Source organism: Cyanobacteria bacterium FACHB-DQ100, from assembly GCA_014695195.1.
Lineage (GTDB): Bacteria > Cyanobacteriota > Cyanobacteriia > Leptolyngbyales > Leptolyngbyaceae > Leptolyngbya.
In genome coordinates this window covers 410,915-433,851 of sequence record JACJNW010000028.1, presented here as the reverse complement: position 1 = coordinate 433,851, position 22,937 = coordinate 410,915, and the positions used below count along the sequence as shown (strand labels likewise).

The following is a 22,937-nucleotide window of genomic DNA, read 5'->3' as shown; positions in this document are numbered from 1 at the left end:
AGTTATGAATGCTTTGAAGTTTGTAAATCGCTCTGCTGCATTTTTGAGTAGCGCTACTTTACTGTTGGGCGCGACGATTCTCCCAATGCGATCGACTCTTGCTCAGACGGCTCAGTGGACAAAGATCACAGAAAATTCGGTCAAAGACCAGTTTTTTGTCGATACCAGTTCGATTCAGCGAAATGGCTCGATCGTCTGGTACTGGGAATATCGCCAGTTTCCAGACGCGAATAATGCGCTACTCGACGTGAAGGTTGATCAGCCTGTACATGGTGCAGTCATGCGCTGGTCGGCGGATTGTGCTGCTCAATCGCAGCGTCTTAGAAAAGTGAACGCTTACACAACGAATCGGAAGCTGATTCAAAAATTCGACTATGGCGATACGGGAATGTTGCTGCAACCGAAAGCGGGGAGCAGTACGCATAAAGTGATGGAATTTGTGTGCCGATCGCCTGAAAAAAAGTAGAACGCTATCAACACCGCCACCGGAGAATCTGCTCTTTTACGGGATTTACAAACGATCTCATCTCGGCTTGCGATCGCGTAAATTCCGCCTTTAATTGGTAATACCACCGCGCCTGAGTATCTGCGTCTTTAATTAGCATTAATCCAGGATTGTGTTTTAGCCCGATTTGCTGTTTCACCACCATTTCACGATCCTGATTCAGAAATGTCCGAGTCGCTGGAACCAAAAACGGCTTGAGTAGATTAAACCAAGGAATGGTTGAATAAAACAGCGTTGTGACCTCAGTTTCATTGTCATTCAAGGGGGTCATCGTTGTTAAATTACAAACGCGATGCTGCTTGGTAATCACTTGCTCAAACCGCACACCCGGAAGCTGAAACGAAATCTCGACCTCTGGACCACCACCAACTAAATCGTAGAGCAGCGTCGATCGCTCCAGTTTGTGCCGCCGCATTGTGAACCCTAACGGCGATGGATCAAAGGTTTTCACTTCTTCCGCTAAGGTTGGATCAGAACGCCACCACCACGATCGATGGACAAATGGCACATGAGCCGGGTCCATTAATCCAACGACCGCATGATCGAGATACGCGGGGAAATTCATCACGACCACAGCTTGATAGGTACTGTCGAACCCTGGAACCTGCGGCGGTTCATCTTCGGGAAGGCTCTGATCCTCAGCTCCCATAAAAATCCAGACATTCCCCTGAAGCTCTCGCACCGGATACGATCGCACCCGAAATCGAGAAAAATCAAGCGTTTGATCCTCAGTTAAGGCTGGAATTGCTGAACATTTTCCAGTTTGATTAAATCGCCAGCCGTGATAGGCACATTCCACTTCAGCGCCGTCAAATCGTCCACAGCTTAAGGGAACTGCGCGATGCGGACAAATATCTCGCAGCGCGAAAACGTCACCCGATCGCGTTCGTCCGAATAAAATCGGTTCGTTTAGAAGAGTTTTTGCGATCGTTTGTCCCGGCTTCAGCGCTCCGCCCGGAAGCGCGTAATACCAGAGATTCCGAAGAAAGAGCGGTTTATCCATGCTTATCGTGCTGCCCGTACCAATAGCCAACTCACCGCGCTCAGTCCTACCACCGTGGGCAACCAAGCCGCCAGAACTGGGGTGAAAATCTCCAATCGCCCGAACGCATCACACACAAACGAAAGCAGGTAATACGTAAAGATAATCAAAATGCTAATCGCAAAACTGGTGCCTTTGCCGCCGCGTCGAGGACGAGTTCCCAGCGTTGCCCCTGCCAACCCAAAGACCAAGCAGACAAACGGAAACGCGATTTTTTGCTGAATTCTCATCGTGAGCTGGTTGACGCTCTTTTGGTTGCCGCTCTGCTCCACCAGCTTGATATAGTCCTGCACCTCAGCGATATTCATCTCGGCGGAATCGGTTTTACGAGTGGCAAGGTCGAGCGGGGTGCGGGGGAGTTGGATCTGCTGCCGCTCGAATTTGAGAATATTTCGGTATGAGCCATTCGGATCGACGAGATAAATCGTGCCGTCGGAGAAGTCCCAGGTTTGCTGCTCGAAGTTCCATTGGGCAGAATTAGCGGTGATAATCTGGTTGAGTCCTTCTTGGGAAAAATCCAGCACCGTTAAGGTTTTCATCTGCACTCCGTCGAATCGCTGGGCGTAAAAAATTCGCTCAAGCTGCTGCTGCGACGCTCCATCCTGCTTCACCTCGCGATACTGCTGGAACACAATATTCTTTTCGTCAAACCTCGGCTTGTCTTGCTTTAAGGCTTGCTCTAGGGTGACTCCTGCTTGATATTTCGCGGCGGGAACGATCGCTTCATTAAATGCAAAGGTCAGCAGCGAAACCAGAAAACTCAGCACTACCACAGGCACGATCAAGCGATAAATGCTAATCCCCGCACTCCGGAGCGCAATCAGTTCGCTATCTGTAGACAGACGGCTATAAACCATTAAGGCGGAAAGCAGCGTTGCCATCGGAAACGACAGCGCAATAAATTCTGGTGTTCTTAACAGGAGAACACGGGCAGCGATCGCGATCGGCAGTCCCAGTTCGGTCATCTGCCGGATGAGATCGAAAATCGCCCCAACCGACACCAAAATCGACGAAAACGCCGCTACGCCAAATATAAACGGACTTGCTAATTGACGAGCAATATAGCGATCAAGCACAGAAATTGGCGATCGCAGTCGGAAGGAAGCGGAAGACATAAGGCTTTAACGCTGGAAGTTATCTCCAAGGTAATACTGACGGACTAAGGGATTGTTGTAAAGTTCCTCAGCGCTGCCAGAGGCGAGAATCTGACCGTCTCGCATAATGTAGGCGCGATCGATAATTGCTAGAGTTTCGCGAACATTGTGATCGGTAATCAGAATACCCATTTGGCGATCGCGCAGTTGAGCAATGATCTCTTGAATTTCGGCAACGGCGATCGGATCAACCCCGGCAAACGGTTCATCGAGAAAGAGAAATTTCGGGCCTTCGACTCCGGTTGCCAGCGCTCTTGCCAGTTCGGTGCGGCGGCGTTCTCCTCCAGAAACCTGAATGCCTAGCGACGAGGCAACTTTTTCGAGCCGAAATTCTTTCAGCAGGTTGTTGAGGCGATCGCGCCATTGCCAGCGCGGAACTTTGGTTTGCTCCAGCACCAGCAGAATGTTGTCTCGCACGGTTAAATACCGAAAGATGCTGGGTTCCTGCGCCAGATAGCCAATCCCTAAATGAGCGCGTTTGTTAATCGGTAGATCGGTCACATCTTGATCGTTTAGCCAAACTTTACCGCTATCAGGCTTTTCTAACCCAGTTGCGATATAGAATGTCGTCGTTTTCCCGGCTCCATTTGGCCCCAACAGCCCAACCACTTCGCCCTGAGCGACTGACAAACTAACCCGATTGACGATCAAGCGATCGCCAAACGATTTGTGAATGTTTTCTAGAACGATTCTCAAAACCCGCTCCTGGGACTATCAACAGAGAAAGACAACTGGTTAGCGATTCTTCGATTGAAACTGAGGTCTCGGACTGAACGGGGCGGGAGTTGCGGGTGTAGGCTGGGCAGGTGTCGCGGGAGCTTCGATCAGATAAATGGCTTCGACTTGCTTGTTCGGCTGGGGCAGCGCAACGAATCGCCCTTCATCGACTAAATAGGTAATGACTTCCCCGCGCAGGCTGTTGCCCTGTTGCAGCACGTAGACATCGCCCGACAGCACGATGCGCCGCTCGTTGCTGTAGTAAATCGCTTGGGCAGAAGTCGCTTGAATTTGACGTGCGGGGTAATTAATTTGCACATTGCCCCTTGCTACCACGACTCCAGTTTTGGCGTTGGCTTCGGTGGTGTTGGCTCGGAGGGTGAGCGGGGTTGAAGTAGCGGCGGGAGCTTGAGCAGAACTGCTGCCGCTGGCAATCACTGAGGCAGCAAGGATCGGGAGGAAGAAGAGCGATCGGAGACGAAGCATGGCTGAGAACTGCATAAAGGATCGGGATGACCTCGAATATATCACTGTAAGAAAGTTAATCAAATTTGATCAACTGCATCTTTGAATATTCCGTCAATCTAGTGTGCTGTATCTAAATAGTGTGCTGTATCTAACGACGAGTGGCGAGCCTAACATGTTTCAGATCAAGTCCATCTAACGCTTTTGGATCATTGGCGGACGTAGGAAAATGCGATCGTCACCGTCCTGCGGTGGATCGGCAGTGAGAACGATTTGAGCAACACGATCGGCTCCAGCCGCTTGAATTTTGCTCAGCAATTCAGAACCCTCATCGATCAATTGCTCCACGTCTATTCCACCATATTCCGGTTGGTACTCTCGCAGACGGTTTAAGCCTTCTCCCATCAGAATCACAGCCCCTCGCCAATTGTGATTTCCGAGGTGATACAGCCCCACTGCGATTTGTAGAATGCCCTGATAAAACTTCTTCTCGAACATCGGAGCTTCAATCCAAATCGCTTCTAGCGTGTCGTGACAAGCGTAAAATTCACCCTGATTAAACTGATCGATGCCTTGCCAAAATTCTTCTGAAACTTCGGTGTCCATCTCCCTCCTAAACCTTATCCTGTAATTGCGACTGCAACGATCGCTCCTTTCCCACAATAATCCCCGGACGCGCCGAACTTGGCATTCGATCGCCCCACAACACCCATCGGCTATCGTTTGGTAAAGTGTTCAAGCTTTGTGGATTTTGCGTTAACCAAATCACTGTTGCATCTAGCAACGGGGAGAATTGTGTGTCTTCGTTGGGCTGAATTTCTGCCAAAGTTTCTAACACGGCTGAACGTCCCCGAATCAGTCCGGTTCCTGCTGTCCAAAGTCGGATCGGTAGAGTTTGACGATCGCCATAAAAGTACAGCGATGCCGCTGCGGTCACGGCTTCTTCAAACGCTTCCGCCTTCCAGTTGGCTGCACTGTCGATCGCAACCACAATCTCCCGCCCACTGGTGAAGGTTTCCAACTCGCGCACCCGTAATTCTCCGTATCGGGCACTACTGCGCCAGTGAATCATCCGCATCGGATCGCCCCAGCGATAGGGTCTGAGCGATCGCGTCATGCCCTCGGTGGCTGGAATCGGGCGCTGCGCTTGAAGCTGCAAACTGTTTTGCTGTCCGAGTTGATCAATTAAAGGACAGCGTTGTAGTGGAAGAACGGTGGGGTAAATCAGCGCGATCGCGTCGATTTGAAAAGATTTGCGCGACCAAAACAACCCCAAAGGAGCAGCCGTGCGTAATCGAACCTCATGCCATCGATAAATGCCGCGTCGCGTTGCAGGATGCTGGTACACCCAGTAGTAGGAATTGTTGGGGTTAATCAACTCCACTACCCGCTGGACGGGCGATCCCAGCACCGAAGGAATTAAATCCTCCGCTTGAATGAGTGATTTACGCTGGCGGGTTGAGTTCTGGATCAATAGCTCGATCGTCACGGGTTCTCCGACGCTTACAGGCTGAATCGGGCGGCGGGTGAGCGTGAGTCCTTGCAGGGTTCGCCGGGAGAGAACGGCTGCGATCGCCATCAGCGCAAATACAACGCCACTCATGACATACAGCCAACCCGCCATCGAGTTGGTCGCGGCGAGAAAGAAAAATAACCCCATCCCTCCCAGAAGCCAGCCACTATAAGCAGGATTTGTCCACCGAGATTCGAGCCAATCGGTCAGCCGAGTAACGCTACGCATGATCTGTGAAGGATTTATAAAGAAGTCTAAGTTGAGGATGCACAGACTGAGCCATTGGCGAACCTTTTACGAACCTTTTGCTGCAAGTGCTTCAGTAATTTCTAGCAGACTCGATCGCACCTTCCGTGATTTTACGTTCACAAACTTTCTGCAAATTTAGTTTCTCTGTGTTTATACGATCCAGAATTTCCGCTACAGTCGTAAAAATTAAAGTATTTCTCACGTTTCTCACATTGCACTTCTCACCTTGCCCCCGATTTGCCCATTGCTTCCGATGATGGTCTTCATGTCAGCCTGAGTTTATGACACAAAATCCTAGTAATGAGCCAATCCGAGCGCGATCGTTCGATCCGGTGATCGCCAAATCCAATGTTCCACCACCACCAATGATGCCGGCACGAGCTAATCGGGAGCAGTTGGCTACACCCACGATTCGCCAGATGGTACGAGACGCTTTTGCAAAACAGGCATCTGATATTCATCTTCGGGTTGGAGAACCGCCGCGCTATCGAGTGGGTGGACAGATGGTACTTCAGTCTCAGCCTGCGATTTCTTCAGAACTGTTTGCTCAGTTTCTCTCGGAAATTCTCACTCCAGAACAGCGCGATCGATTTCGGCAAGAAAAAGAACTTGATACCGCAATTCACTATCCGGGATTGCTGCGCTGTCGAGTGAACTGCTTTGAGAGTTTGACGGGGGGCGCGATCGTGCTGCGGCTAATTTCGCTAAAAGTGCCGACGATCGATTATTTAGGATTGCCTTCGGTGCTGAAATATCTCGTCAGTCATCAGCAAGGCTTAATTCTGGTGACAGGACCCACCGGATCAGGAAAATCGACTTCGATCGCAGCCATGATTCGCCATCTGAACGAAACCGAGCAGCGCCATGTTGTGACCATCGAAGAGCCGATCGAATATGTTCACACCTCTGAAAAATGTTTGATTAGTCAACGAGAAGTTGGTTTACATACGCACGAATTTCATCAGGCTTTAAGAGCAGTATTACGTGAAGATCCGGACGTGATTTTGATTGGAGAAATGCGCGATCGCGTGACGATCGATACGGCATTAAAGGCGGCACAAACCGGACACTTAGTATTAGGAACGCTGCATACGCGGGGTGCAATTCCAACGCTCAATCGCTTACTCAATTTCTACAATCCTGATGAGCAGGCTGCAATGAAAATTCAGATTGTAGACTCTTTACTTGCCATCATTTCTCAGCAGCTATTACCCACAACAGACGGGCAAAGAACAGCGGCACACGAGATTCTAATTAACACGCCTGCCATGCAAGATTACTTGATCAAAGGCAACGAGATTGATGCATTCCGATTGATGGAAACGGATACGAATGAAGGAATGCAGGTGATGAATCAAGCGCTGTGTGAGTTAATTCTACTGGGTAAGATTACGCCAGAAGATGCGGTGAAAGCCTCACCAGATCTGGGCGATTTGCGTCGTCGAGTCCGAAATGAGGGATATGATCCAGGACGTTCTGCGAACCGTGAATTTGATCTTTTGGCGCGGGAATATCGCCCGGTTTAGGTTGATCGCTAAAATCATCAAAGATTATTGAACGCTTATTCCTGTTTGCTCGACTTAGGATGAAATGGGTGTATTACGATCGAACGCTACTATGTCTTGCTATCAATTGTCTTGCTATCAACCCGCTCAATTCATTCAGCTTCATGATTTTCTATCGTTCGAGGATCGCACTAATCTGTTAAATTACGTCCTTGCTCGCGAGGATCAATTTGCTGCGACTACAACCTCAACAGGTGCGATCAACTATCGCCAATCCAGCATTCTTTACTACTTCAAAGAATACGAGAACTGGATGATTGAGAAGGTTAAGCTGATTATCCCGTCTTTAATAGAAGCCTGGAACATTCAAGCTTTTTCGATTTCTCAAATCGAAATTCAACTCACAGCCCATAACGATGGAAACTATTACAAAGTTCACAACGATAATGGAAGTGAAGAAGCTGCAAATCGAATTATCTCCTATGTCTACTACTTCCATCGAGAACCTAAGAGTTTCTTCGGAGGTGCATTAAGAATATACGATCTAAATTTAGAAAATAGCTCCTATATTCAAGCTGATTCTTATCAAGACATCGAACCGATTAACAACAGTATCGTGTTCTTTCCCAGTCATTTTCTCCATGAAGTGCTACCTGTGACTTGTCGATCGCGCCACTTTGCCGATAGTCGCTTCACTCTGAATGGTTGGATTCGTCGCGAAACGTCACACAACGTCACACTATGACTAAAATTAAAAGCGTTGCTAATGCTTGAGACACTTATGAGTCCGAACGTTGAAATCTACACCTGGAGCACCTGCCCCTTCTGTATCCGCGCCAAAGCTCTGCTCGATCGTAAAGGCGTTCAATACACCGAATACTGTCTAGACGGAGACGAACCCGGACGCGCAAAAATGGCAGAACGCGCTAACGGTCGCCGCTCTGTCCCCCAAATTTTCATCAACGACCAGCACATCGGCGGCTGCGACGATATTCACGCTCTAGAGCGATCGGGCAAGCTTGATCCGCTGCTGGCAGCATAGTTGATCCGAAGATGGGTAGGGAGTGGAGAGTAGGAAGAAAGAACTGTGACTTCACTTTTCCCGCTTGCAAAGCGTAACGCCATCTACTCCCCCACTCCCCACTCCCCACTCTCCACCACACATCTTAACTACCGTGAAAATTGCATTCATCATCGACCCCATCGATCGCCTCGACCCCACCCACGACACCAGCGTGGCGTTTATGGAAGCAGCACAACAGCTAGGGCATGAAGTCTGGATCACACAGGCAAATCGGCTCAGCGTCGTCGAAGGGAAAGCTTGGGCAACGCTCGAACGAGTCAAACTGGTTCCCGTCACCTTGGGTGATAATCGCTGGATCGCCGTCGATCGCTGGTTTGAAATCGAGCCGCCCAGCTTTGCGCCGCTCGAAACGATGGATGCCGTGTTTATGCGAACCGATCCTCCAGTCAACACTGCCTATCTCTACGCGACCTACATCCTCGACTACATCGACCCGACCAAAACTAAAGTCATTAACTCCTCCTCCGGCATCCGGGCAGCAAACGAAAAAATGTATGCGCTGCAATTTACCGAAGCGATTCCCGAAACGATCGTGACGCAAGAAAAGCGCGTGATTCTACAATTTCTCGAACAACAAGGAACCGCTGTCCTCAAACCTCTAGGCGGCAAAGCGGGTGAGGGTATTCTCTTTCTGCAATCGGGCGATCGCAATCTCAATTCCATGATCGAAATTAGCACCCAGCAAGGGACACTCCCGATCATGGTGCAAACCTACCTCCCACAAGCTAAAGACGGCGACAAGCGGATTATTCTGCTGAATGGAGAACCGATCGGAGCCGTCAACCGCATTCCCACAGGCAACGAATTTCGCGGCAATATGGCAGTCGGCGGACGGAGCGCTCAAACTGACATCACCGATCGAGAACGCGAAATCTGTGCCCAACTCGCTCCAACTCTACAGAAAGACGGTCTATTTTTCGTCGGTATCGACGTAATTGGTGGCTACCTCACTGAAGTCAATGTCACCAGTCCGACCGGAATTCGTGAGGTCGATCGACTCAACAATACTCAGTTAGCGGTGCAGGTGATTCAATCGATCGAGCTTGTGAAGCAGAAATAAGGTGTTTCCTGAGTTAACGGCTCCAAAGAAGGTAGCCAGCGACAAGCCCCCTTGCGCTAACTACCCCTGACAAGGGTGACCTACCAACCCTTGCTGCACCCAAGCTAACCTAACGGATCAGCTGCATCGGTCAAGGCGAGGTAAAGAAATTACAACCAGACGATGAAGATATGACCGAATCGGAAAACTTCACTCTCAGCCGACGATCGAACTCACTCCCTGTTGGTATCGTGCTTGTTAGTCAAAGCGTTCTGTCTGTCAGACTAATGTGAACTGCAATGAGTAAACCTTTCACGCGACCACTCGGATTTTGCAGAAAAGTCTCAACTAAGCTGCGACGGAGCGCCAAAATTTGGCTTCCCGCCTCTGTTATTGCAGGCTGCGTGATTGGACTCCGATTCACAGGCGCGCTCCAATCCTGGGAACTCGGCAGTCTCGACATCTTCTTTCGGTTGCGTCCGCTTGAAGCCGTAGACGATCGCATCGTCATTGTCGGCATTCGCGAAGAAGAGTTGCAGCGCTACAAATGGCCGCTGGGCGATCGCACGCTGGCAAGACTGCTGGAAACCATTCAGTCTGCAAAGCCCCGTGCGGTCGGGCTAGATATCTATCGTGATGTCCGAGTTGATGATGGACACGCCGAACTGTTGACTACCTTTAGAGCGATGCCGAACCTGATTGGAATTCAGCAGATGCCCGATTCATCAGGACGAGGGGTTGCACCTCCGCCCGTACTGGAGGAGCTAAAACAGGTCGGTTTTAACAATGTGATCTATGATGCCGATCGCAAAATTCGGCGGTCGCTGCTGTACTGGTTTGATGCCGACAAGCGCAAGCATCGCAGCTTTGCAATGCAGTTGGCGCTGCTGTATCTCAAACAAAAGGGCATTCAAGAAGAAGGCGCAAAGCTCGATCGTAGACAGTTGCAGCTTGGACAGGCAGTATTTCAACGCTTTCAGTCTAGCGATGGCGTTTATGCGAATGCCGATGCAGGCGGGTATCAGATTTTGGCAAACTTCCGGGGTGGGGCGGGACGCTTTCGCACCGTTTGGATGCAGGACATTCTAGAAGGTAAGGTTCCGGCTGAGAAACTGCGCGATCGCATTGTGTTAATTGGTTCATTTGCCCCCAGCCTGAAGGATTTTTCCGCGACCTCGTATTCTGGCAGCATCAATCGTCCCCCGGAAGACGTGGCAGGAGTGGAGATTCAGGCGAATATTATTAGCCAGATTTTGAGTGAAACACTGGATGGGCGAACGCAGCTTAAATCCTGGAGTGAGCCGATCGATGCGATTTGGATCTGGGTCTGGTCGATCGTGGGTATCAGCGTGAGTTGGCATCTGCGGCTTCCTCAGCGAAATTTGATCGCTGTGTTTGTGATCGGTAGCGGCTTGGTTGCAATTTGCTACGGCTTATTTCTGGCGGGCTGGATTGTGCCATTAATCCCGGCAGGCATCGTACTGTCCGCTTCAACTGCTGCGGTGATTGCTGCGATCGCGCATTCTGAAGAAGAATTGAAGCGATCGAAGGAATTTTTACATTCGATTATTCAGTCGATTCCTGATCCGGTCTTTGTGAAAGATCAGCAGCATCGCTGGATTGTGCTGAACGAGGCTTACTCGAAACTGCTCGGAAAGCCGATCTCCGAGATGATTGAAAAGTCAGATTATGAAGTCTTTCCCGAACATGAAGCGGAAGTCTTTTGGCAGCAAGATGATCTAGTTTTCAAACATGGGAATGAAATAGAACACGAAGAAGAATTCACCAATGCGCACGGTATCACCTATAAAATTGCTACAAAACGATCGCTGCATAAAGATGCAGCGGGCAATTTTTTCTTAGTGGGCGTGATTCGAGATATCACACAGCGAAAAACGATCGAAGCTCAACTCAGACAAACCGCAGAAGAATTGTCTCAGTCGAACGCGCAACTCCGCTTAAGTCAAGAGCGATTAAACTATATTGCAAATCACGACGTATTAACCGGATTACCCAATCGTGCATTGCTTTACGATCGCATTAGTCAAGCTTTGGGGATTGCAAGATCAAGCGATCAAATTCTGGCATTGATGTTCATTGATTTAGATGGATTTAAACAGATTAATGATCGATTAGGTCATCCGATCGGCGATCTATTGTTGCAAGCAGTTGCGAAACGATTGACCGGATGTTTAAGAACGAGTGACACGGTTGCGCGATTGGGCGGAGATGAGTTTGTGGTGCTACTGCCCACGATTCCAGGGGTACAGGATGTCGCACAAGTTGGACGCAAAATTCTCAATACCTTATCGCAAGCCTTTGCGATTTCGGGAGAAACATTATCCGTTACGGCAAGCATTGGGATTGCCTTGTTTCCCAATCACAGCGATCGCTTAGAAGCCCTGATTGAACTGGCAGACAAGGCCATGTATGAGGCAAAAAAAACCGGAAAAGGTCGATTTGCATTTGCCAATCCGCTTCCGGTTGAAAATTCAAATGTGAGTGATCGTGATTAGCTAACGGTTCGCGTTAACAGCACCGGACAGTTTGCATACACTCGCACATAATCGGATAGCGATGTTCCCAACAGGCGATCGAGATCTGGCAGTCCTTTGGCAACCGAAGGTCTGCGATCGGGTGATCCGAGCATCAATAAATCTGCTTTTGTTTCATCAGCGACACGGCAAATCGCTTGACCTGCCTTACCGACTGCTGTAACTGCGCGATAGCTCACTCCGTACTGTTTCGCTTGAGCGATCGCTTCTGCAAAAACCGAATCTTTCTCGGCTTCGGCTCCGGTTTTTTCACTGGCTTTGGGATTAGAGTCGATGTGGATGAGCGTCAACTGTCCGCCTTTGATATCCCGCAGTAGAGAGAGTGCTAAAGAGAGACATTGCTTTGAGGCTTCGGACTTGTCGATCGCCACTGCAATCCGATTGATTGCCCGCACGTAGATGTCATCTTTGACCAGCAGCATCGGACGTGACGAAAGCTGAAACACATACTGACTGACAGAATTTTCTAGGATCGAAACCAGTCGCTTGAGTCCTCGCGATCCCATGATGATCAAGTCTGCATTCACTTCGTCGGCAGCTTTTAGCACTTCCGTTTTGGGATCGCCCTGCCGCAGCATTGCCGAAACGTGATTCGGCTCTAGTTTAAGCGACTGTACCGCCTGTGCCAGCACTTTTCCGCCTTCTTCCCACTTTTCAGTCATCGCGTCTGCGCTAGTTTGCGGGGGAACGACGTGCAGCACTGTTACCATGGCTCGCTGGATCGACGGAATCGCCATCAGCGCTTTCAGCATATCCTCGGAACGTCCTGTACCCGAATCCGCTAATAAAATTTTTTCTATCATCGCTTCGCCTCGTTTCTGCGTAGACTTTAAAACAGAGTGGTGTTTAGAGATCGAGAGTGATTTTTCTCGGTCTGCGCCTGTTTCAAGTCTAGGCGGTGGCGCTACTCTGTGTTCATTATGGTTTGTAAAGTACGATCGTGCCTCAATCTCCCCAGCTACCCCCTTCGGATCTCGTTCCTGCGCCGATCTCGCCTAATTGGTTTGATTATCCGATCACGGTCTACGCTCACCATACGGATTTTGCCGGGATTGTTTGGCACGGTAGCTATATTGCTTGGCTGGAAGAAGCCCGGATCGAGTTTCTCAAGTCGCGTGGCATTGATTTCGCGCAGTTGGTAGAAATGGGCTGCAATTTGCCTGTGATTGATCTCTCGATTCGCTATCATCAGTCGCTTCGCATGGGGATGAAGGCGATCGTGAGAACGCAATTGATGCCGATCGAGGGTGTCAAGCTTCCGGTTGGGTATGAGATTCGCTCGCTCGATCACACGGTGCTGTACGTCAGTGGTCGGGTGGTGCTGGTTGCGGTGGATATGGAAAAAGGCAAGATTTTAAGACGACTACCGCCAACGGTTCAAAGTGCTTTAGCGATCGTGCGTTAATTTAGCATTCCTCTACTACGCTTTTACGAGGGAAGTGATGTGTCGCAGGACTTCTGGAAACTGCTATTACTCTTCATTCTGCACGACTTGCGACTTTGAATTTCTTTTATCCAAAATTTTCATTATGGGCAGGTGAATCGTGATTTATAACAGTTCTTCATTCTTATAGTCAGAATCTGCGCGATGTTGGGGAAGTCTAGGGGGATACACCGGAAGTGCGTCTTTGATTTAAGAAGTTCTCATGAAGCAAGAATTCTACAGCCCTGACGATCGTTACGCTGCGTTTCCGGCATCTGTGAATCCACCGGATGCCTTGGCTGAGTTTTGGGATGGACTCGATGAGGAGAATTTTGAAGACCCGCAGAGCAACAGAAACGAGACATTAACGATCGAGCGCGATGCTCAGGCGACGATCGAGCCACCGCCCGGACTGCCGGATGCGAAGCCCCGCTACATTCAAGGTGTTGTCATCGGGACACAAGCTCATCTTGTGACCAACTTACTAAAACAGGAATCGATCACCCTAAGACAGTCGCAGAGAGTCTGGACGATCGGGCGGAATCGATCAGCAGCGCTACCTCTGCAAGATCGCAAACTATCGCGTCGTCATGCGGTAATTCTGTATCGCGAGGGTCGGTTTTATCTGATCGATCTCAACAGTATGAATGGGTCTTACGTCAATGGTGTTCGGGTTCAACAGCGCCAGCCACTTCACGATGGAGATTGCATCTATGTGGGGAGCACTCGATTTTTCTTTTTTGTGAGTGTTCAAGAACGGGTCGTTCAGGCGCTACATCCTGAAGTGCTGGAGCGGTTAAACAATGCAGAAGTGCGGAATGGTGCATTTATTGACTTTTCGGAACTCCAAGAAGAGATTTCGTTCAATCTGAATAAAACGGATTAGAATTGCCGCGTCCAATCTTGCCAGCGTTCGACAATCACTTTCGTTTGGGTGAAAAATTCGATCGCCTGCCAGCCCTGACCGTGGAGATCTCCGAAGAAGCTTTCTTTCCAGCCGCTAAACGGAAAGAAAGCCATCGGCGCGGCAACGCCAATATTGATGCCGATGTTTCCGGCTTCGGCTTCATAGCGGAATTTGCGGGCGGCGGCTCCGCTTGAGGTAAATAGCGATGCCATGTTGCCGTACTGACTGCGATTAATCAGGGCGATCGCGTCGTCGATCGAGTCTAAGTGAATCAGACTCAGCACCGGGCCAAAAATCTCAGTCTGAGCAATTTTCCCGGTCGGATCGATGTTTTGCAGAATGGTTGGGCGCACAAAGTAGCCGTTTTCGTAGCCGGAAATTCGCGGCGATCGACCATCGACTAGAATATTTGCGCCTTCGGTTTCAGCTTGATTGATGATTGTTTCGATGCGGGTTTTGCTTTGATCGGTGATGACAGGGCCCATTTGCACTCCCGTATCGAGCCCGAATCCGACTTGTCGAGTGGTAGCAGCCTGGGCGATCGCATCCGTAAAAGTGGTTTTGGCACTGCCGACGGTGATGGCGATCGAGGCGGCTAAACAGCGCTGACCCGCACAGCCAAAAGCGCTATCCGCCATAATTTTCGTAGTCATAGTAATGTCTGCATCGGGCAGAACAATCACCGGATTTTTGGCACCCCCTTGACACTGCGATCGTTTCCCGTTTGCGGCGGCGCGGCTGTAAACATACTTCGCGACTGGGCTGGAACCCACAAAGCTAATGGCTCGAATGTTTGGATGATCGAGCAAGGCATCAACGACTTCTTTCGCACCATTGACTAAATTGATCACACCCTTGGGTAAGCCTGTTTGCTCGATCAGATTGAAAATCTTTTGCATCGTCAGCGGAACCCGTTCAGAAGGCTTGATGATGCAGGTATTGCCACAGGCGATCGCATACGGCATAAACCAGAAGGGAATCATGCCTGGAAAGTTAAACGGCGTAATGATTGCCGTGACTCCCAAAGGTTGCCGGATCATGTGTTCATCAATGCCACGGGCAATGTCTTCGGAGTTGTAGCCCTGCATCAGAATGGGAATGCCGCAAGCGACTTCAACGTTTTCGATCGCTCGTCGCATTTCGCCTTTGGATTCTGCGATCGTTTTACCGCATTCGAGGGTGATGGTTTGGGCGATGTCTTCAAAGTGTGCTTCGAGCAGTGCTTTGAGTTTGAAAAGGTACTGAACTCGCTCGGTCGCGGGGGTGCGTCTCCAGGCAGGAAAGGCAGTTTGAGCGGCGGTGGCAGCGCGATCGACTTCGCTTGCGGGAGAGAGAGGAACTTTGCTGAGGACTTCGATCGTGGCGGGATTGATCACTTCTAGATAGGTTTCGGCAGTCGGTGTAGACCATTCACCATTGATGTAGTTTTGAACGATCGGAGAAGATTGCGTCATGGTTTTTCCTCACTCTCAGCTTCGATCATAATGGGCGATCGCAATAAGCCAAAAATTGTGGATTGTTCGATGCAGTAATTCGGCGTTTCGGCGAATTCACGGTAGATTAAGAGCTTGCCCTCTCACGATGTGTTTATGCACCGAATCGCTGCGACTCCTGGAGGTTGGACTCCTGATCTCGAAGGCGTTGTCTTTATCGAGCAAGCTCCTGCCCCGATCGTGGTGATCACGGCAGCAGATACCGATATTCAAACGCTCTCCAGCGCGATTACTCAATTGCCCTCCGGATTTCCCGAAGTGCGGGGTGTGAATTTGCTTCAGCTTCAGCAGCAATTGACGATCGATACCTATGCAGAAGAGGTGTTAGAAGCAGCAAAGGTGATTGTGCTGCGGATTATTGGGGGGCGGTCGTATTGGTCGTATGGGTTGGAAGTCGTGCGCGAAACGGCAGAAAATTCGGGGGCGACTTTGATTGTGCTGCCAGGGGACGATCGACCGGATTTAGATTTGATGAGCCATTCAACGGTTCCGTTTGCTCAGGTTGAGCGAGTTTGGCGCTATTTCAACGAAGGTGGAGCCGAGAACTATCGCAATGCGCTTCAGTTTTTAGCGAAGACTTATTTGGGCGTTGAGGCTGAGTTCGCTGATCCACAGGTTGTGCCACGTGTGGGATTGTATCGAACAGGTGAGCAGTGTAGCTATCGATCGGGTAAACGTTGCAGCGATCGCAAAGTTGGAATTTTATTTTATCGCGCTCATTATCTTTCGAGTAATACTGCGGTGATCGATGACCTGTGTGCAGCGTTATGCGATCGTGATTTATGTCCCGTTCCCGTTTTTGTTTCTTCGCTGCGTGATCCGGATGTTCAAAGTGAATTGCTGACTTATTTTCAACCGAAGGATCGATCGAGTATTGATATTCTGCTGAATACCACAAGCTTCTCGCTGGGTTCTGCGATTCCGTTTGGAATGACTGCTGCTGCGGATGCACCTGAACTCTGGCAAACGTTAGATATTCCGGTGCTGCAAGTGATTTTAAGCGGTGGCACAGTGGAACAATGGCAGGCACAACTGCGGGGACTTTCGCCGCGAGATACTGCAATTAATGTGGCATTGCCGGAAGTGGATGGACGGATTATTAGTCGAGCAATTTCGTTTAAGGCGGTGCAAGCAAGACATCCGGAGTTGCAAACGGAAGTTGTAACTTATCAGGCGGTACACGATCGCGTCGAATTCGTTGCGGATTTAACTCGAAATTGGGTCGAACTGCGGCGGAGTGAGAAGCGCGATCGTAAAGTTGCGCTGATTTTAGCGAATTACCCAACTCGCGATGGTCGCCTAGCCAATGGTGTTGGTTTGGATACACCTGCAAGCTGTATTGAAATTCTCAAAGCGCTACAACGCGAAGGATATACGGTTGATAATATTCCTGAGAATGGAGATGAATTAGTTCTGCAATTAACGAGAGGTGTGACCAATGATCCAGAGGCGAGAGAATTACGCAATGTGAATCAGTCGCTATCGTTATCGGAATATCAAACCTATTTTTCAACATTACCGCCATCGGTTCAAGAATCGATCGTCGATCGCTGGAGTTCAGCCGCAGAATCGTTTGCGATTCCTGGAATTCAGTTTGGTAATGTGTTCGTTGGAATTCAGCCTGCACGCGGATATGATCTTGATCCGTCTTTGAACTATCACGCTCCAGATTTAGAACCTACGCATCAATATTTAGCGTTTTACTACTGGGTGAGAGAAACCTTTGGCGCACAAGCGATCGTTCACGTTGGCAAACACGGAAATCTCGAATGGCTTCCGGGAAAAAGCGTGGCGCTTTCTGAGAATTGTTTTCCTGAGATTGCGATCGGCGCTTTACCGCATTTCTATCCGTTTATCGTCAATGATCCGGGTGAAGGCTCCCAAGCTAAACGTCGCGCCCAAGCGGTCATTCTCGATCACCTTACGCCACCGATGACTCGTGCAGAGCTTTATGGTGGCTTGCAGAAATTAGAGGCGCTGATCGATGAATATTACGAAGCGCAAAATCTTGATCCATCCCGGTTAAATGTGGTTCGCGATCGCATTATTGATCTGGTTGAACAAGATAATCTTAAATCTGAACTTCCTAGCGATGCGGATTCGATTCTCGATTTGATTACGGATACCGATCGCTATCTCTGCGAATTAAAAGAAGCACAGATTCGAGATGGATTACATATTTTCGGAAAATGTCCAGAAGGGCGGCAATTGAGAGATTTGATTGTGGCGATCGCACGTCATCCGCAGCCCGATCGAGTTGGGTTAACCCGCGCCATTGCTGAAGATTGGGGACTTGATTTTGATCCGTTAACGGCTGATCCGGCAGAGCGTTTAGACGAGTCGCTTGAAGTGATTCGCTGCGATGAGGAGTCCGGGAAGCCCCCTAAATCCCCCATTCTGGGGGACTTTGAGATCGAGGAGGTTTTCCAACTGCAAGGGAATTCACGCACTTCAAAGTCCCCCACTCGTGGGGGATTTAGGGGGCAGAACTCACCCAACCGAAGCGCAAAATTCCGAACCGTCGGAGACGCGATCGCCGCGATCGAAACCGAAGCCGCAAACTTAATCGATCGCCTACTCCAGCAAGACATCCCCCAAGACCGCGCCTACACCGCCGAACTCAACTGGATTCGATCCTTTTTGCTTCCAGCTTTGCAAAACACTCATCAAGAAATCGACTTCCTGCTGCATGGCTTAAATGGCGGTTACGTCCCCGCCGCACCATCAGGTGCACCCACACGCGGACGACCCGAAGTTCTACCTACCGGACGGAATTTCTACTCGGTTGATATCCGATCGATTCCCACCGAAAGCGCATGGCAAGTCGGACGTAAAGCCGCAGAAGCGATCGTCGAACGCTACACCCAGGAAAACGGCGAATATCCCCGCACGATCGGGCTTTCAATCTGGGGGACTTCGACGATGCGAACAGGCGGAGACGATTTAGCAGAAGCCTTAGCATTACTCGGAGTTCAACCTGTTTGGGATGGCATTTCTCGCCGCGTGGTTGATTTTGAAATTCTGCCGTTATCGGTGCTGAGTCGTCCGCGTGTCGATGTCACTTTGAGGATTTCAGGATTTTTCCGCGATGCGTTTCCGAATTTGATTGATTTATTTGATCAAGCAGTAAGTGCGATCGCTCAACTCGATGAACCCCCCGATCAAAATCCCTTAGCGGCTCAGGTCAAGCAAGAATCAGAAGTTTGGCAAGCATCCGGATTGAGTGCTGAACTTGCCGATCGTCGATCGCGCCATCGCATTTTCGGCTCAAAACCGGGTGCGTATGGGGCTGGACTCCAAGGATTGATTGAATCTCAGAATTGGGAAACCGATGGAGATCTCGCTCGCGCTTACATTAACTGGAGTAGTTACGCTTACAGTAGTTCCGGTGTTGCTCAATCTGCTCCTGAAGCATTCCAGAATCGATTAAACCAAATGCAAATCGTTCTGCAAAATCAGGATAACCAGGAACATGATCTACTCGATTCCGACGATTACTATCAATTTCAAGGTGGATTAACCGCAGCCGTTCGCTCGACTCAAGGCAAAAATCCCACGACTTACTTTGGTGATCATTCCCTGCCTGAAAATCCGAAGATCCGATCGCTCAAACAACAAATTGCGCGAGTGTATCGATCGCGGGTGATTAACCCTAAATGGATTGCAGGCGCGATGCGACACGGTTATAAAGGCGCATTTGAACTGGCGGCGACGATCGACTTCCTCTTCGCTTACGATGCCACGGCTCAATGCGTTGAAGACTATATGTATCAAGGGGTTGCCGAAGCGTATCTATTCGATTCGACTGTACAGAATTTTATTCAATCTAAAAATCCTTGGGCACTGCGAGATATGGCAGAACGATTGCTCGAAGCCAATCAGCGCGGATTTTGGCAACAAGCCAACGAGAAAACCCTAGAGCAACTAAGAGAGATCGTGCTTGAAGCAGAAGGCGTGATCGAAGGACAAATTTCCTAAAATCCCAGCAGCGATACTTTGATCCAACGGCGCGATCGTCCGGTTGAGGTTGCTTCTGAAACTTGCAGCGCAATCTTTAACTCGCTGAGGGGTTTAGCAGTCTGAGCGATCGGCGTATTGAAACAGAGGGCGATCGCAATCACTAACACTAATGTCCAAGACAACGGAAATTTAAACAAGGGCAAAGGGCGATCCATTATTTCAGTGCGAACAGCTTGATCATTATGGCTGAAATTTAGAAGTTTGATTCACCAACCTCAGTCTGCTTGATCTTGTAGAATCGTACAGCACCAAATTCTCTTAGGCGATATGCCCAATCGCTATCTCCTGTTCTACAAACCGTACAACGTCCTGAGCCAGTTTACAGACGACTCGCCCCCTTCAGAACCGCGACTCACCCTCAAAGACTTTATTCCGGTTCCCGATGTTTATCCAGTCGGGCGGCTCGATCAAGATAGCGAAGGCTTGATGCTGCTGACAAACAATGGACAACTCCAACATCGGCTCAGCGACCCAAAATTCCACCACACCAAAACCTACTGGGTACAAGTTGAAAACATTCCCACGGAGCGCGCGATCGCTCAACTGCGTCAAGGCGTGACGATCCAGAACTATCGCACTCGTCCGGCGACCGTCGATCGTCTCGATGAACCCGATCTACCCCCCCGCGATCCACCCATTCGATTTCGCAAAAACATTCCAACCGCTTGGCTCGAAATCACGCTAACCGAAGGAAAAAATCGTCAAGTTCGGCGCATGACCGCAGCCGTGGGATTTCCCACTCTCAGATTGATTCGAGTTGCGATCGCCCAGCTCTGCCTCAGCGATTTATCTCCGGGACAATGGCGCGACTTAACCCCTGAAGAACTGGAGTTACTTCGTACCCACTAACTTGCTCAAATTTTTCTTCTAAAAGGTGTAGACAATTCGATATTACACTTGTAGTATAGAAAGACAGATTTTTACTCAGGACTATGACTCGTTCCATCTCGTCGCGCCATATCAAACCATCCGACTCACCCCAACAAGGGTGTGCGGTATTGGCGCGGCTATGGATGATAACAGCATGGATCAGAGTGAGTGTGCAGGCGATTCACTTCGTTAGCTTCGCTACACCAGCAGGTGTTCGTCCATTCGACCTTCACGGCAGCGAAGAACAAAAATTTAATCTATTCAACACAAAAAGCGGGTGGTGTTTCCGTCTAACACCAATCTGAGGCAGCACATCAGGATACAGAGTTCTGATAACCCCCGCTCAAACCACTGAGACGGGGGTTAATTTTTCGCCAATTTCAATGGAGCAAACGGATGTTAAAGCTCATCTACACCGAATCTGGACTGCACTTAGAGCGTGTCACGATTTCCTTAGAAGCGCTGGTTTCCCAGCGAATCGTTCTGGCGCTGCGAACCGGACAAACGCTACATATCGAGCCAAGCCGAGCTGCATTTTTACTGTCGATCGCGGCTCCTGGGTTTGCAGAGTTAGAAAAGCTGGTGCGGTTAGAGCAGGTGCCAGTGTCGATCGTGCCTGTCGATGATCAGTTTGTCGAAATTAGCGTCGAAGGAAGCTGGATTGCAACGACAGTGGAAGCACACGCTGGAATGTTTGTTACGGCGTTGAGCGATCGTACCGAGTTCTTTGTCTACAAACTGTGGCAGGCCACTCAACTGCAAGCGTCTCCGCTAGTGTAATCGGCGTGCAGGATTTGGACATTCTCGAATCCTGCACGCCTACCGAATATGAAATCCTTGCAGAAAGTCGATCGCCTCAGTCTGCGTTGGCGGTACAAAGGTCGCGGGCTGAGCCAGAAATGCGAACTCTGCCTCCGCTTCAGAATATTTAATTCGCCGTTTACCAAACTGTGGATTGTCGTACAGCAAGATAGAGCGATGGGCTGAGTTGAATAACGTCGATCGCGTCGGAGCGCGAAAAAATCGGATTTTCTGAATCGCGACCGGAATTGCCCGTAAAAGTTTTGCGGTGTCCACTTTCTGAATCGACTGGCTCAGCGTGGTTACAAGCGTCTGAAACATCTGTAGGCTTTCTGGACTGTGGCTCACGGCTTGCATGGGAATCGATCGCACCAGCGTTGTTAATGCTTGCTGCGTCAAGTTCGCATCGGCAAACGGCAAAATAGCGATAAACGCAGTCCAAAACAGGTCTTGGTCTCGATCGAGCTGAAATCTTAGCACCGTTCTTTGTTTGTGGGTTTGGATCTGCGGCGGCACGATCGCGTTGCCTCGTCGAGCGAATTGCTGATAAGCCACGGCTAACGCACAATGAGCATCCGGGCTGAGGCGGTCGTCGATCACCACCTCAACGATCGGCGGCGTTTCGTGAAAATACTCGCTCGGATCTTGGCTAATAAAGCGGTAGATTTGGCTTTGATCTCCGTTTTGACTCAAATCGATCCAGTGACAAGTGGCTCCAGTGGTTTTAATGCCATACGGAACAACGGCGTGAAGTTTTGCGCCTGTGAGATTTGAGCCGCTTAAATCTGCACCTGTCCAGTCAGCGAAGGCAAGGTTCGATCGGGATAGATCGACGTGAACTAAGGTGGCATCCAGCAGTGTGGCATGACTGAGATTGGCTCCCGTCAAATTCGCGCCGCTCAATTTTGCCCCACTCAAATCTGCCCAGCGCAAATCCGCCCCGCTCAAGTCTGCCCAGCGTAAATTTGCCCCTTGCAGGTTCGCACCTTGCAAATTTGCCCGATTGAGGGTCGCCTGTCGCAGTTCTGCCTGACGCAAATCGGTTCCAGACAAATCTGCACTGCTCAGGTCACAGCTGCTGAGATTTGCCGAGTGTAAATTGGCAGAAATCAGCTTGGCGTACCGCACATCCGATCGATTCAGGTTGGCTCGATTGAGATTCGCGCCGCGAAGTTTGGCATCCCGCAGATCCGCGCAGCTCAAATCAGCTCCTTGTAAATTTGCAGCGCTAAAATCGGTGCGGGTCAGTTCTGCTTTGCTGAGGTCGGCTTGCTCAAGGTCGGTATGCCGGAAGTCTGCCAGGATAAGATTTGCACCATGAAATTTAGCCTTCTGGCAAATCGAGTAGCTAAAATCTGCGCTTGTGAGTTTTGCCGCTTTGAAGTTAGCGTTCCGCAGGGTCGATCGACTTAAATTCACGCCTGGAAGATGTACCCCACTCAGATTTAGCTCCGAAAATTCCCGGATATTATCAGCGTATTTTTCCAGCAGTTCCTCAACCTTCATGAGCTTGTTTTGATCCTTATCCTAGAAATTCGGGTGGCTTTAGCGTTAACGTACCCAGATGTAGGTCAGAGTAAAGCGTTAAGGAAGAG

21 protein-coding genes are annotated in these 22,937 nt (G+C 49.8%); 11 read left to right on the top strand and 10 right to left on the bottom strand.

Features of this window, described 5'->3' with window-relative positions:
• Window positions 1-4 precede the first annotated feature (4 nt).
• Window positions 5-466: a hypothetical protein gene (locus H6F51_13180; protein MBD1823435.1), complete on the top strand. Its 462-nt coding sequence runs from the start codon at window positions 5-7 to the stop codon at window positions 464-466.
• Window positions 467-473: 7 nt separating this feature from the next.
• Here the strand turns inward: H6F51_13180 and H6F51_13175 are convergent, their stop codons facing one another.
• The 6 genes from H6F51_13175 to H6F51_13150 all read right to left on the bottom strand — a co-directional run bounded on the left by H6F51_13175 (window position 474) and on the right by H6F51_13150 (window position 5,624).
• Window positions 474-1,508: an aromatic ring-hydroxylating dioxygenase subunit alpha gene (locus H6F51_13175; GenBank protein MBD1823434.1), complete on the bottom strand. Its 1,035-nt coding sequence runs from the start codon at window positions 1,506-1,508 to the stop codon at window positions 474-476.
• 2 nt (window positions 1,509-1,510) lie between these two features.
• The gene (locus H6F51_13170) at window positions 1,511-2,662 is read right to left on the bottom strand and encodes an LptF/LptG family permease (protein MBD1823433.1); all 1,152 of its coding nucleotides are present in this window, start codon (window positions 2,660-2,662) and stop codon (window positions 1,511-1,513) included.
• A gap of 6 nt (window positions 2,663-2,668) precedes the next feature.
• Window positions 2,669-3,397: an LPS export ABC transporter ATP-binding protein gene (gene lptB, locus H6F51_13165; protein ID MBD1823432.1), complete on the bottom strand. Its 729-nt coding sequence runs from the start codon at window positions 3,395-3,397 to the stop codon at window positions 2,669-2,671.
• Between the two features lie 39 nt (window positions 3,398-3,436).
• Entirely contained in the window at window positions 3,437-3,919 is a 483-nt protein-coding gene (locus tag H6F51_13160; protein ID MBD1823431.1) for an ostA-like family protein, read from the bottom strand.
• Window positions 3,920-4,078: 159 nt separating this feature from the next.
• On the bottom strand, window positions 4,079-4,489 hold the full coding sequence (locus tag H6F51_13155; GenBank protein MBD1823430.1) for a DUF309 domain-containing protein: 411 nt from the start codon (window positions 4,487-4,489) through the stop codon (window positions 4,079-4,081).
• A 7-nt stretch (window positions 4,490-4,496) separates the two neighbouring features.
• Window positions 4,497-5,624 (bottom strand): DUF58 domain-containing protein, encoded by a 1,128-nt coding sequence (locus H6F51_13150; protein ID MBD1823429.1) that lies wholly within the window; start codon window positions 5,622-5,624, stop codon window positions 4,497-4,499.
• Window positions 5,625-5,926: 302 nt separating this feature from the next.
• On the opposite strand from H6F51_13150, the gene H6F51_13145 reads away from it, so the two are divergent.
• The 5 genes from H6F51_13145 to H6F51_13125 all read left to right on the top strand — a co-directional run bounded on the left by H6F51_13145 (window position 5,927) and on the right by H6F51_13125 (window position 11,789).
• Entirely contained in the window at window positions 5,927-7,171 is a 1,245-nt protein-coding gene (locus tag H6F51_13145) for a PilT/PilU family type 4a pilus ATPase (GenBank protein ID MBD1823428.1), read from the top strand.
• Window positions 7,172-7,262: 91 nt separating this feature from the next.
• Complete coding sequence (locus tag H6F51_13140; GenBank protein ID MBD1823427.1) at window positions 7,263-7,895, top strand: 2OG-Fe(II) oxygenase; 633 nt, start codon at window positions 7,263-7,265, stop codon at window positions 7,893-7,895.
• Between the two features lie 36 nt (window positions 7,896-7,931).
• Complete coding sequence (gene grxC, locus H6F51_13135; GenBank protein MBD1823426.1) at window positions 7,932-8,192, top strand: glutaredoxin 3; 261 nt, start codon at window positions 7,932-7,934, stop codon at window positions 8,190-8,192.
• 133 nt (window positions 8,193-8,325) lie between these two features.
• Window positions 8,326-9,294 carry a glutathione synthase gene (gene gshB, locus H6F51_13130; protein MBD1823425.1) on the top strand — a complete coding sequence of 323 codons (969 nt, stop codon included), beginning with the start codon at window positions 8,326-8,328 and terminating at the stop codon, window positions 9,292-9,294.
• A gap of 278 nt (window positions 9,295-9,572) precedes the next feature.
• Window positions 9,573-11,789, top strand: coding sequence for a CHASE2 domain-containing protein (locus H6F51_13125; protein MBD1823424.1), 2,217 nt, complete (start codon window positions 9,573-9,575; stop codon window positions 11,787-11,789).
• On the opposite strand, the gene H6F51_13120 is transcribed toward H6F51_13125, so the two are convergent.
• A complete protein-coding gene (locus H6F51_13120; protein ID MBD1823423.1) occupies window positions 11,786-12,631 on the bottom strand; it encodes a universal stress protein in 846 nt (281 codons plus the stop codon). The two genes, H6F51_13125 and H6F51_13120, sit on opposite strands and share 4 nt — an antisense overlap.
• Window positions 12,632-12,768: 137 nt before the next feature.
• On the opposite strand from H6F51_13120, the gene H6F51_13115 reads away from it, so the two are divergent.
• The gene (locus tag H6F51_13115; GenBank protein MBD1823422.1) at window positions 12,769-13,233 is read left to right on the top strand and encodes an acyl-CoA thioesterase; all 465 of its coding nucleotides are present in this window, start codon (window positions 12,769-12,771) and stop codon (window positions 13,231-13,233) included.
• 241 nt (window positions 13,234-13,474) lie between these two features.
• The gene (locus tag H6F51_13110; protein MBD1823421.1) at window positions 13,475-14,137 is read left to right on the top strand and encodes an FHA domain-containing protein; all 663 of its coding nucleotides are present in this window, start codon (window positions 13,475-13,477) and stop codon (window positions 14,135-14,137) included.
• On the opposite strand, the gene H6F51_13105 is transcribed toward H6F51_13110, so the two are convergent.
• The gene (locus H6F51_13105; GenBank protein ID MBD1823420.1) at window positions 14,134-15,612 is read right to left on the bottom strand and encodes a CoA-acylating methylmalonate-semialdehyde dehydrogenase; all 1,479 of its coding nucleotides are present in this window, start codon (window positions 15,610-15,612) and stop codon (window positions 14,134-14,136) included. The genes H6F51_13110 and H6F51_13105 overlap by 4 nt on opposite strands.
• Window positions 15,613-15,747: 135 nt before the next feature.
• Between H6F51_13105 and cobN the strand changes: the two genes are divergently transcribed.
• Window positions 15,748-19,629, top strand: coding sequence for a cobaltochelatase subunit CobN (cobN, locus tag H6F51_13100; protein MBD1823419.1), 3,882 nt, complete (start codon window positions 15,748-15,750; stop codon window positions 19,627-19,629).
• On the opposite strand, the gene H6F51_13095 is transcribed toward cobN, so the two are convergent.
• Window positions 19,626-19,826: a hypothetical protein gene (locus tag H6F51_13095; protein MBD1823418.1), complete on the bottom strand. Its 201-nt coding sequence runs from the start codon at window positions 19,824-19,826 to the stop codon at window positions 19,626-19,628. The genes cobN and H6F51_13095 overlap by 4 nt on opposite strands.
• A 112-nt stretch (window positions 19,827-19,938) precedes the next feature.
• Between H6F51_13095 and H6F51_13090 the strand changes: the two genes are divergently transcribed.
• Both H6F51_13090 and H6F51_13085 read left to right on the top strand, forming a co-directional pair.
• Window positions 19,939-20,520 (top strand): pseudouridine synthase, encoded by a 582-nt coding sequence (locus tag H6F51_13090; GenBank protein ID MBD1823417.1) that lies wholly within the window; start codon window positions 19,939-19,941, stop codon window positions 20,518-20,520.
• 417 nt (window positions 20,521-20,937) lie between these two features.
• Window positions 20,938-21,321 (top strand): hypothetical protein, encoded by a 384-nt coding sequence (locus H6F51_13085; protein ID MBD1823416.1) that lies wholly within the window; start codon window positions 20,938-20,940, stop codon window positions 21,319-21,321.
• A gap of 39 nt (window positions 21,322-21,360) precedes the next feature.
• On the opposite strand, the gene H6F51_13080 is transcribed toward H6F51_13085, so the two are convergent.
• Complete coding sequence (locus tag H6F51_13080; GenBank protein MBD1823415.1) at window positions 21,361-22,848, bottom strand: pentapeptide repeat-containing protein; 1,488 nt, start codon at window positions 22,846-22,848, stop codon at window positions 21,361-21,363.
• Between the last annotated feature and the right edge of the window lie 89 nt (window positions 22,849-22,937).